This window comes from Victivallis vadensis (assembly GCF_003096415.1).
Lineage (GTDB): Bacteria > Verrucomicrobiota > Lentisphaeria > Victivallales > Victivallaceae > Victivallis > Victivallis vadensis.
On record NZ_QEKH01000037.1, the window covers coordinates 32825 to 43991 of the forward strand.

At 58.9% G+C, this 11167-nt stretch carries 11 protein-coding genes; 9 read left to right on the forward strand and 2 right to left on the reverse strand.

Annotated features, from left to right (window positions below; all coding sequences use genetic code 11):
• Window position 1 precedes the first annotated feature (1 nt).
• Window positions 2–1327 carry an SGNH/GDSL hydrolase family protein gene (locus C8D82_RS17540; protein WP_116885589.1) on the reverse strand — a complete coding sequence of 442 codons (1326 nt, stop codon included), beginning with the start codon at window positions 1325–1327 and terminating at the stop codon, window positions 2–4.
• 302 nt (window positions 1328–1629) lie between these two features.
• On the opposite strand from C8D82_RS17540, the gene C8D82_RS17545 reads away from it, so the two are divergent.
• The 7 genes from C8D82_RS17545 to C8D82_RS17575 all read left to right on the forward strand — a co-directional run bounded on the left by C8D82_RS17545 (window position 1630) and on the right by C8D82_RS17575 (window position 9179).
• On the forward strand, window positions 1630–3927 hold the full coding sequence (locus C8D82_RS17545) for an SLC5/6 family protein (protein ID WP_116885590.1): 2298 nt from the start codon (window positions 1630–1632) through the stop codon (window positions 3925–3927).
• A 129-nt stretch (window positions 3928–4056) separates the two neighbouring features.
• A complete protein-coding gene (locus tag C8D82_RS17550) occupies window positions 4057–5016 on the forward strand; it encodes a DMT family transporter (RefSeq protein WP_116885600.1) in 960 nt (319 codons plus the stop codon).
• Window positions 5013–5552, forward strand: coding sequence for a cysteine hydrolase family protein (locus C8D82_RS17555; RefSeq protein ID WP_116885591.1), 540 nt, complete (start codon window positions 5013–5015; stop codon window positions 5550–5552). The genes C8D82_RS17550 and C8D82_RS17555 overlap by 4 nt, the downstream gene beginning before the upstream one ends.
• A gap of 7 nt (window positions 5553–5559) precedes the next feature.
• Window positions 5560–6363 carry a helix-turn-helix transcriptional regulator gene (locus tag C8D82_RS17560; RefSeq protein WP_116885592.1) on the forward strand — a complete coding sequence of 268 codons (804 nt, stop codon included), beginning with the start codon at window positions 5560–5562 and terminating at the stop codon, window positions 6361–6363.
• 123 nt (window positions 6364–6486) lie between these two features.
• Window positions 6487–7674: an N-acetylglucosamine-6-phosphate deacetylase gene (gene nagA, locus C8D82_RS17565; protein ID WP_116885593.1), complete on the forward strand. Its 1188-nt coding sequence runs from the start codon at window positions 6487–6489 to the stop codon at window positions 7672–7674.
• On the forward strand, window positions 7671–8510 hold the full coding sequence (locus C8D82_RS17570; RefSeq protein WP_116885594.1) for a class I SAM-dependent methyltransferase: 840 nt from the start codon (window positions 7671–7673) through the stop codon (window positions 8508–8510). The genes nagA and C8D82_RS17570 overlap by 4 nt, the downstream gene beginning before the upstream one ends.
• An 81-nt stretch (window positions 8511–8591) precedes the next feature.
• Complete coding sequence (locus C8D82_RS17575) at window positions 8592–9179, forward strand: nitroreductase family protein (RefSeq protein ID WP_116885595.1); 588 nt, start codon at window positions 8592–8594, stop codon at window positions 9177–9179.
• Between the two features lie 74 nt (window positions 9180–9253).
• On the opposite strand, the gene C8D82_RS20855 is transcribed toward C8D82_RS17575, so the two are convergent.
• Window positions 9254–9610: a hypothetical protein gene (locus C8D82_RS20855; RefSeq protein ID WP_133245272.1), complete on the reverse strand. Its 357-nt coding sequence runs from the start codon at window positions 9608–9610 to the stop codon at window positions 9254–9256.
• 91 nt (window positions 9611–9701) lie between these two features.
• On the opposite strand from C8D82_RS20855, the gene C8D82_RS20860 reads away from it, so the two are divergent.
• Window positions 9702–10163 carry a hypothetical protein gene (locus C8D82_RS20860; protein WP_133245273.1) on the forward strand — a complete coding sequence of 154 codons (462 nt, stop codon included), beginning with the start codon at window positions 9702–9704 and terminating at the stop codon, window positions 10161–10163.
• A complete protein-coding gene (locus C8D82_RS17585) occupies window positions 10163–10969 on the forward strand; it encodes a nitroreductase family protein (protein WP_116885597.1) in 807 nt (268 codons plus the stop codon). The genes C8D82_RS20860 and C8D82_RS17585 overlap by 1 nt, the downstream gene beginning before the upstream one ends.
• The last annotated feature ends 198 nt before the right edge of the window (window positions 10970–11167 follow it).

Here is an 11167-nt window from a genome sequence, read left to right on the forward strand (position 1 = left end):
ATTACTTCACCAGTTCTCCGACGAGGAAGAGTTTGCCGGCATAGTAATAATACGGAGCATACTTTCCCGGATTCTTGTCGAAATCGCCGCGGTTGCGCTCGAAAAGCACTTCGCGTTTGTCGAACTTTTCCGGCAGCACCGTGATCTTTACGGTATGCACTTCATCGGGCAGGTTGTCGGCCAGCGGGCAGAGTGCGAGGCGGCGGTAGGTGCAGTAGCCGTCCATCCGGCGCAACCGGCGGGATTTGCCGTCGACGGTGACTTCGATCATCGCGCTGTCGGGGCCGTAGAGGTCGTAAAGCATCGCCTTGGTTCCCTTGAATTTGAATTCGATCGAAGCGCCCGGCTCGAAGCGCCAGAGCGCGGGGAGGCGGTTGGCGAACTGTCTGGCGGCCGGATCGGTCGCGGGCAGTTCAGTATAAGGGCCGTTGAGGGTGATGCCGGAAGCGTTCAGGGGCACGGCGGAGGTGTTGTCCCAGCAGTCCGCCCGCAGCGGAGCCGGGAGCGGATGGGGGCCTGGAGTTCCGGCTTTGCCGATCACGGGCAGCGCGCGCATCAGCGACTGGGTGTAGATCACATGGCCGGTATTGGTGTAGGGGTGGACGCCGTCGCCGGCGAACGGAATCTTGCCGTCCTCTCCGGTCGGAATCTTCGACTCCACGTTCAGCTCATCGCCGGAAACGCGGGTCATCACCTGTCTGGCGTCCTTCATCGTCAATTTGCCCTCCTTTTCCAGCCGGGCGACCTCATAACTCATGTTGACGGTCGGAATCGCGTAGTGGTCCGCGATCTCCTCCATTACCGAGGCGGAACGCGGCAGTTTGCCGTTTTTGAAATCGTTCACGCTGGCGGCGGTGACGGTGTAGACGAAGCAGATATCGGTTTCCGGAAAACGTTTCCGTATCTGGCGGACGATTCCCTCCATCGAGCGGCGGATGTTGAGCGGCCTGGCGCCCGCATCGTTGACCGCAAATTCCACGAACACCAGATCCGGTTTATGGACAAGCACATCCGCGTCAAGCCGGAATACGCCGAGGTCGGAGCCTGTTCCGCCGATCGCGGCGTTGATCTCACTGATTTTGGCATTTTGAAACAGTTTCCTGAAATAGTCCAGGCTCTGCACTCGCCAGCCGTTCTGGGCGGTGATGCTGCCGCCGAAATAGGCGATCCGCACGTCTTTGCCGTCGTGGAGCTTCCGGTAGAAGTTCGGCAGGCCGCCGCGGATTGCGTAAGGTTCCGAAGCCCGGGGTTCGAACCGGTTCGGGTCGTCGGCGGCTCCGGCGGTCAGCATGGCGACCGCCGCCAGCAGAAAGGCAAACAGTTTCATTCGAGGCTCCTTCAACATTTAAGGGTGCACAACTGCATCGTTATAGAGAATAATGCTCCGTTCCGTCCCTGTCAAGTGCAGGGCTTCAGAAATAACCGGATTTTTTGCGGCTCTTCTGTCGAATATTGCCGTACTTAAACCGTTTAAATTCCTTATTATGAAAAATGGTTTTTGATTTTTCATGTAGAAAAGGTTTCAAATTCATAAAAATTCGATTGACTTCACGAAATGCCGCTGTTATATTACCGAAGAGTCTCGGTGTCGAAACCATAATCAACCTTGAAAGGAAGCGGAAGAAAAAAATGCATTGGATCGATTGGTGTATCATGATCATTCCACTGATCATCATCCTGGGGGCGGCGATCTATTCAGGCAAATATGTCCGGGGCGTGGTTGACTTCCTCGCCGCGGGACGTGTGGCCGGGCGTTACGTGATCTCAGTTGGAGACCTGACTTCAGGACTCAGCGTCATCACTCTGGTGGCATTGGTGGAAGCCAAGTACCAGACCGGCTACGGAGTGGAGTTCTGGGGCAAGCTGACCGCGCCGCTGGGAGTGGTCTTCGCGCTGACCGGGTACTGCGTCTATCGCTGGCGCGAAACCAAGGCGCTCTCTTTCGGCCAGTTCCTTGAAATGCGCTACAACCGGGCGTTCCGTATTTTCGCTTCGGCGCTGCGGACGATTTCGGAAATGATCACCAACGCGCTCGGGCCGGCGATTGCGGTGAACTTTTTCATCTACTTCCTCGGCCTGCCGCATTCGGTTTCCATTTTCGGGCTTTCGATCCCGTGCTTCACGATTATTCTGATATTGCTGATGGCAATGGCGATGGTCTGCATCTGGCCGGGCGGCCGGGTGTCGCTGATCATCACCGACACCTTTCAGGGGCTGCTCTGCTATCCTGTGTTCGTGATTATCGTCGGCTATATTCTGCTGAACATCTCGTGGGACGGCGAAATCGCCCCGACCATGATGGACCGTGTCCCCGGCGAAAACTTCATCAATCCCTACGATGTCAGCAAACTGCGCGACTTCAACATCTTCTCGCTGGTCGTGACGCTGTTCGCGAATATCCTGAACCGGGCAAGCTGGTTCGGCAACGACTCCTCCAACTCCGCCCGGACTCCTCATGAACAGAAGATGGCGGGCATCCTCGGCGCGTGGCGCAGCGGATTTTCTTATGTGATGTTGATGGTGATCGCGGTGATGGTGATCACCATCATGAACCACCAGAACTTCTCCGATCGGGCCAAGAATATCCGCGACACCCTTGTGACCAAGGCTGCGGAGGAAACGATCGCCGATCCGGTTGAACGCGCCGCCGCAGTAGCGGCCGGAACGGCGATCCCGGAGAGGAAGCATCAGATCGGCGTCGATGCGCCGCTCTCGCGGACGAACAATCTCGAGACTCCGATCTTCGAGGCTGTTCATGACGTGGTCGGCAGGGACGGGGACGGCAACCTGACTTTCCAGCGCTTCCGCACTATCTATCAGCAGATGATGATGAGCATCACGCTGCGTCAGAGCTTCCCGGTCGGATTGCTCGGTCTTTTCGGTCTGCTGATGATCATGCTGGTGCTTTCGACCGACGACTCGCGCATCTTCAACGCGTCCAGCACGATCCTGCAGGACGTGATCATGCCGTTCCGCAAGACGCCGCTGACGCCCAAACAGCATTTGCTGTGGCTGCGGCTGTGTTCGCTCGGCGTGGCGCTGTTTTTTGTGACGTTCAGCATGTTGTTCGTGCAGTTGGACTATATCAATATGTTCGTTACGATCATGTGTTCGATCTGGCTCGGCGGGGCCGGCCCGGTGATGATCGGCGGCCTGTACAGCCGGTTCGGCAATACGACCGGCGCATTCGCGGCGATCTTCGCCGGTTCCGGCATTTCGATCAGCGGCATCTTTCTGCAGAGCCACTGGGCGAAACATATTTACCCGTTTCTGGTCGAACAGGGATGGGATGCGCCGCTGGCGAGTTTCCTGTCGCTGTTGAGTTCGCCGTTCGAGCCTTTCATCGTCTGGGAGATGACGCCGGAAAAATTCCCGATCAACTCCTATGAAATCTACTTCATCGCGATGGTCAGCGGCATCGCCGCTTACATCATCGGCTCGCTGGTCACCTACAAAGGCCCCTACAACCTGGACCGGCTGCTGCACCGGGGCATTTACAGCATCGACGGCGAAAAACAGATCAAATCCGCCTGGACCTGGGGCAATGTCTGGAATAAGCTGATCGGCATCACGCCGGAGTACACCCGCGGCGACCGGATCATCGCATGGAGCGTATTTTTCTACTCCTTCGTCTACCAGTTGCTGATTTCGTTCGTTCTGGTGGTGATCTGGAACGTGATTTCGCCGTGGCCGGTGATCTGGTGGAAATATTATTTCTGGATTACCACGCTGGTGATTCCGTCGCTGGCCGGCATCGTGACCACGGTCTGGTTCTGCTGGGGCGGGCTCCGGGATGCGATCCGGCTCTTCCGCGACCTGGAAGCGCGGGTCGACAACCCGCTGGACGACGGCCGCGTCTCCGGTCAGGTCTCGGTGGCGGATCTGGCCGCGCTGGAAAAGGTGGAAGAAAAAGAGGAAAAGAAATAACGCGCTTTTCCGCCGAAGCGGACGCCTGTTCCGGGAATGTTTCCGGGACAGGCGTTTTTCGTGCTTGCAGAAAACGGTTCGCAGATGTATTTTACGGACGATCCCTTTTTTTATCCGGTTGGAATCATGATGAACGACAAATTCAAAGGTTTTTTGCTCGGCGCGGTCGCGGCGGCCACCTACGGCATGAATCCGCTTTTCGCGCTGCCGCTGTACCAGGAGGGACTGGAGGCGGATTCGGTTCTGTTCTACCGGTATTCGATGGCGGTGGCGATGCTGGGAATGCTGATGAAATTTCAGCGTCAATCCTTCCGTTTGAAAAAGAACGAGGTGTTGCCGCTGATCATCGGCGGCTTGCTCTTCGCGGGTTCCTCACTCACTTTGTTTCTTGCCTACCGGTATATGGATGCCGGAATCGCTTCGACCATCCTGTTCGTCTATCCGGTGATGGTGGCGGTGATCATGGCGATGTTTTTCCGGGAGAAGCTCACTCCGGTGACGGTGGGCAGCATCGTTCTGGCGTTGACGGGCATCGGGCTGCTTTACAAAGGCGGCGACGGCGGGCCGCTGAGCATGACCGGGATCATTCTGGTTATGCTGTCGGCGCTCTCCTACGCGATTTATATGGTTGGGGTGAAGCAGTCCGCATTGAAGAATCTGCCCGGAATGCGGCTGACCTTTTATATACTGCTTTTCGGATTGGCGGTCTATGTGATCCGGTTGAAGTTCGGGTTGGAGCTGCAGGTGATCCCATCGTGGAAAGGGTGGGGAAATGTGGTGGCGCTCGCTTTTTTGCCCACGGTGGTTTCTCTGCTGTGCACAACGCTGGCCATCCGTTATATCGGGGCGACGCCGGCCGCGATTCTGGGGGCGCTTGAACCGGTTACCGCGGTGTTTTTCGGCGTGATGGTCTTCGGGGAGCAGCTGACGTTCCGGCTGGCGATCGGAATCGTGATGATCATTATTTCGGTTTCGCTGATCATTGCCGGAAAAGCGGCGGCGGGACGGCTGAACGCGGCCTTTTTCCGGTTGGTCGAGAGGATTCGGCGAGCGCGCCGGCGGCGGAAAATAAAGGAGAATGGGAGATGAAAAATACTGTATTGCTGGTGGTCGATGTGCAGAATGCGCTGATTGCGAAACAGCCGTATCGCGGGCAGGAGCTGCTCGAAAACATCGGCGTCCTGACCGGCGCCTGCCGGGAGAGTGGCATCGAAGTTGTCTATGTCCGCCATGACGGCAGTGCGCGCGGCATGCTGGTTCCGGGGACGACGGAGTGGGAGATCGTTTCCGCAATCGCCCCGCTTCCCGGCGAGCGGATTTTCGACAAGCGTTTCTGCAGCTCCTTTCAGGAGACCGGACTGGAGAAATACCTGAAGGAAAAAGAGGCCCGGCAGTTGATTCTGACCGGCATGCAGACGGAGTACTGCATCGATGCAACCTGCAAGGCGGCGTTTGAACGCGGTTACCGGGTCGTGGTGCCGGAGGCGGCGACTTCGACCTTCGACAACCCGTTCCTGACCGGCAGGCAGTTGTGTGAATTTTACGAGAATCTGATCTGGCGTCCCTGTTTCGCCGGGGTGATGCCGGTTCCGGAACTGCTGAAGCGGATTCCGGCGGACAAGTGAGGGGGCGATGGAAGAACTCTGCCGGCTGTTGAATGCGGGCCGCTTTATTTCGCGCGGCAAGGGACGGCACGCGACGCGGGTGATCGACTCCTATGAGCTGATTCTGGTGATCGCCGGAACGTTGCGGATGTTCGAAGAGGAGAGCGAGTTCGCATTGCAGCCGGGCGACCGGCTGCTGCTGCGTCCTGGTCTGCGGCACGGCGGCGCGGCGGCGTATGAACCGGGGCTTTCCTTTTACTGGTGCCATTACCGGCCGCGCGGCGAAGTTTCCCGGGAGCGGCTGGACGCGTTGGCGGGAATGGGGAAATCGGCCCGGCCGGAGCGGTTCAGCGATTGTTTCGGGATGCTGCTCGCGGAGCAGCGCGACCGGGAGTCCGGTTCTGCCGGTTCGCAGCGGCGGCTGGACCTGCTCGGTGAACTGTTGCTGTCGGAGGCGGCGGAAAGCTGCGCCGCGCGGCCGGGCAATGAACCTGATCCGCTGGCCGAACGGGCGCGCCGTTACATCAAGCTCCATTACGAGGAGTCGATTTCGACGGCTTCCCTTGCCGGTGAACTGCGCTGTCACCCGGACTATCTGGGGCGGCTTTACCGGAAGAATTTCGGGATATCGGTGACCGATGAAATCAATCGCGTCCGGGTCGCCGCCGCCTGCCGGGCGTTGCGGGAGACCGGCAAGTCGGTGAAGGAAATTGCGTTTGAGGCCGGGTTCAACGACCTCGCTTATTTCCGGCGCCGTTTCTTCCGGGAATGCGGTCTCTCCCCGGCCCGTTATCGTGTCGAACGCGACGGCGAACATGTGAATACCGAATGAGAAAACCGCCGGAGCGCGGATAATGGCGGAAAAAAACAGCGCGGTCATTAGAAAAACGGCGCTTGCCGACTTATATTACTATTGGATGTATCTGGGTACGTATCTCCAAACTGTGAGGATTTTATGATAAAACGGGTGCGCAGGTTATATATCGCCGACTACCTGATTACGCCGGATCACCGGATCGAGAACGGTGCGGTGCTTTGCGAGGATGAACGGATTCTGGCCGTCGGCGGGCTTTCCGCATTCAGCCGCGATCCGGGGTTGGAGGTGCTGACCTTCAACAACGCCTATATGACGCCGGGCTTCATCGACACGCACATCCACGGGGCAGGCGGCTTCGACTGCTCGTCGGTGGATATCTCGCCGCGGCCGATCGACGCGATGAGCCGGATTCTGGGCGAACGGGGCGTGACCAGCTTTTTCCCGACCGTGGTGGCATCTCCGAAGCAGGAGATGCTGGACAATCTGGCGAAGCTGGCCAAAGAGATGCAGCGCGAGCTTCCCGGCGCGGTCGCCGCCGGAATCAATCTCGAAGGCCCGTTCATCAATCCTTTCAAGCGCGGCGCGCAGCAGGAGGAGTCGATCCTGCCGATCGACCTCGAATTTGCCCGCGACCTGATCGACGCGGGCGGCGGGCTGGTCAAAGTGATGACTTTTGCGCCCGAACTGGAAAAGGCGGCACAACTGGTCGAGTTCCTGATCGGCTGCGGCGTGAAGCCGTCGATGGGGCACAGCATCGCGAATGAGGAGCAGACCATGCGCGCGATCGACGCCGGGGCGAGCTACTGCACGCACCTGTTCAACGGGATGCCGCCGCTGCACCAGCGTGAAATGGGGCTTTCGAGCATCGCATTGACCGACAACCGGGTCACGGTGGAGCTGATCATCGACGGGCGGCACATCCATCCGCGCATGGTCGATCTCGCCTGCCGCTGCAAGCAGGCGCACCAACTGGTCGGCATCAGCGACTGCACGATGGCTGCGGGCATGCCGAACGGGGAGTACCGGATCGGCCCTTCGCCGATCAAAGTGAAGGACGGTTTTTCGCAGACCGAACAGAGCATTCTGGCCGGAACCACCACGATGCTGGATACCGGCTGGCACAGCCTGATGAGCTGCGGCCACCTGGCCGAAACCCAGGCGGCGATGGCGGTGACCTGCAATCCGGCGGCGGCGTTCGGCCTCGGCGACCGGGGCATCCTGCTGCCGAACCGCCGGGCGGACCTCGCCATTTTCGAACAGAAGACCAACCGGCCGCTGCTGACCGTCTGCAACGGCAAAATCGTTTACCGCGCGGAGAATCAATGAACTATCAGCTTTTGGACAGCGGGCATCTGCGGAAACTCGAACAGGTGGGGCCTTACCGCCTGATCCGTCCCGCTTTGAATGCATTCTGGGGACCGTCGCTCCCGGCATCCGAATGGGAGGCGGCGGACGCGGTGTTCACGCGCGACAGCTCCGGCGGCGGCAAGTGGAGCTTCCGGAACCGCCTGCCGGAAGCGTGGTTCGCCGAATGGGGCGGTTTCGAGCTGAAGATGAAACCGACCGGTTTCGGCCATCTCGGTTTTTTCGCCGAACAGTACCGCAACTGGGATTTCTTCCGCTCGCCGGAATCCGGGCTGGGGGAGGGGACGAAGGCGCTGAATCTGTTCGCCTACTCCGGCGTCGGCTCGATGGCGATGGCGCAGGCGGGGGCTTCCGTCTGCCACCTCGACGCATCGCGCGGAATGATCGAGTGGGGACAGGAGAATATGGCCCGCAATCCGCAGGTGCCTGACGCGATCCGCTGGATCGCCGACGATGTGAATAAGTTCACGATGCGCGAGGTGCGGCGCGGCAACAAATACAACCTGATCGCACTCGATCCGCCGACATTCGGGCGCGGCTCCAACGGGCAGGTCTGGAAGATCGAGGACGACCTGCCGAAGCTGCTGGCGCGCTGCAATGAGCTGCGCGACCGTTCAAGGCCGTTCACGGTGGTGCTGAGCTGCCATTCGCCGGGCTTTTCGATTCTGGTGCTGGAGCGGCTGGCGGAGGCGGCGTTCGGCCGGGGAGGGGAGTTCGAGTCGTTTGAGATGACCGTCCCCGAAAGCACCGGTCGCGAGCTGCCCGCCGGGATTTCGGTGCGCTGCCGGGTGAAATAAGCGAAAAGGATTGAGATGGGAACGCCGGGCTTTATCTGGGAGTTATTTTCCCATTGAATCACAAAAGAGAAGGAGGGTTTTATGAAGATGCAAAGTGTTCTGACCGTGGCGGCGCTGGCTGCCGGAGCGATGCTGACGGCGGCCGATATTCAGTTGCCGAAGCCGCAGATTTCGGGGGGCGCGCCGCTGCTGACCACATTGGCCAGGCGGAGCACCAACCGCAATATGGACGGCAAGGCGCTTTCCAAGCAGCAGCTTTCCGACCTGCTGTGGGCGGCCAACGGCATCAACCGCCCCGACGGCAAGCGTACCGCACCGACCGCGATGAACAAGCAGGAAATCTCCCTCTACGCGGTCCTGCCGGATGGTGCTTACCGTTATGAACCGACCACGCACCGGCTGGTCGAAGTCGCGGCGGAAAAGTCCAGGCTCGATAACAACGCCTCCGTGGTGATCGTGCTGGTCGCCGACCGGGATAAGCAGCCCGGCGAAAAGTGGGCCGCCGTTGATTGCGGCTTCGTCGGCCAGAATATCTACCTCTACTGCGCGGCGAACAATCTGGCGACCGTGTTCAAGGGCAGCTTCAACGCCGACAACCTGAAAAAGCTGCTGAAACTCGAAAAGAACCAGGTGCCGATGTTCATCCAGCCGGTCGGCTTCCCGAAATAATTGCGGCGGGATCGCTCCGAGCGTGGCGTTTCTCTGCTGCTTTGCGGTCGAACAGTGAGGAGGTTGGGCGTGTTTCATGAAATCATCGTCCTTCTCTGGCTTGCGGTTCTTCCGGCGATCTTATGGGCGATCCCGAAAACCCGCCGGATGACCGGTTCGTGGATTACCGCGTTGAAAACCGTACCGCTGGGTTGCCTGACGATCTGGCTGCTGCCGACTGTTTTTTGCTGCATGATATACTGGCTGCACAGGCCTGCTTTACGTAATGCCTTGCTGGAGTTGGGATGTCTGGCAGTTGGCTTTGCCGTCGGGATTTTCCTGATCATGAAGCTGGCGCGGTGGAGCTGGCGGCGCTGGCATGCAGAGGGAAAACGCTCGATTCTTCCCTTCGATGTCATCTTTCTGTTTTTCGCTTTCAGTACCGTATCCATTTCGTGGGCAATACCGATTGTGCAATACTCGAGCAATATGGAGGAATTTCATGGTGAGTGGCAGTCTTTCAGATTGTCGGATGAAAACGGGGTGAAAATCACGTTCGAGCAACGCCCGATCCACCCGTTTCTGGCGGAGTATGATTACCGGCTCGCTTTCCGGCGGAATGGAACAACGGTGTTTCGCAACTTGCGGACCAATACCGGCGGACGCACCCATTTCAATCTCTACCGGTTGAAGGATGGGCGGCTGCTTTTCTCCGACAAGGACGGCGATTATATCGTCGACCCGAATCTGCCGGAGGTATGGTATCTGCATGAAACCGACGGCAGGAAGTATGCGGTTCCGTTTCCGCATGAAAGGTTGAGAAGCTGGAGCTGGGAGATGGAGGATGGCACGATGATGTTCCGATACAATTATGGCTGTGCGATACCGGCGATCCCGCTGACGGATGAACTGGAAGGAAAGGTGTACTACGGCTGCATCACAAATGATTTCTATTTGGAAGCCGGGAAACAGGCGCCGTCGCTTGAGAAAAGGAGATTCAATTGATGATTGCGGTCGATGCCGAAAAGTGTGTGCGGTGCGGCGCCTGTGTGCGGGACTGCATTGTCGAAGTGTTGAAGCCCGGCGCGGACGGCGTGCCGTGTGTCGCTTCCGGCGAGGAACGGTTCTGCCTGAACTGCCAGCACTGTCTGGCGGTGTGTCCGCAGGGGGCGGTCGTCTGCAACGGCGTGACGCCGGAGGAGTGCGCCGGAATCGGACCGCTGCCCGGCGCGGCGGAGCTGTTCAACCTGCTCCGCCAGCGGCGCAGCATCCGGCAGTACCGGCCGGAAAACCTTGAGCCGGAGATCATCGACCGGCTGGTGGAGTCGCTGGCGTGGATTCCGACCGGCTGCAACGACCACCGGCTGTTTTTCACGGTGATCCGGGAACAGCGGGAGATGGCCTTTTTTCGCGCCGAAATGAGCCGGCAGCTGAATCTGTTGATCCGTACCGGCATCATGCGGCTGGTCTATCCCGGTTACAAGCGGTATCTGGAGGAGATCGCCGGCGGGAAGGATATGGTGTTTCGCAATGCCCCGCATATGATCGTCGCGGCGACGCCGCGCAGCGCGCCGTGCAAAGAAGCCGATCCGTGGATCGCGCTGAGTTACTTCGACCTGTTTGCGCAGACGCTCGGCGTCGGCACCTGCTGGTGCGGCTTCGCGGTTCACGCGTTCCGCTGGAACCGGCGGCTGCGCAAGCGCCTGAATCTGCCGCCCGGTTATCGAATCGGAGCGGTGCTGCTCTTCGGCGCCCCGGATGTCCGGTACGCGCGGGCCACGCGCCCGGAACAATTCGGCGTTTCTTCATGACGTGAAAGTTTTTCGGAAAAATGGTTAGTCTGTGCTAATAATCGGTTTGACTTCGGCTCTCTTGCTGGTATATTAGAAGAAATCGAAAGGGAGCTTTCTTGTTGTTATTGTCCCAAATTTTGTGAAACACACTTGTAGTTTCCAACGCCGATAACGACGTTGCCGATAATTTGCATACGTTTTTGCCAGTAGTCCTCC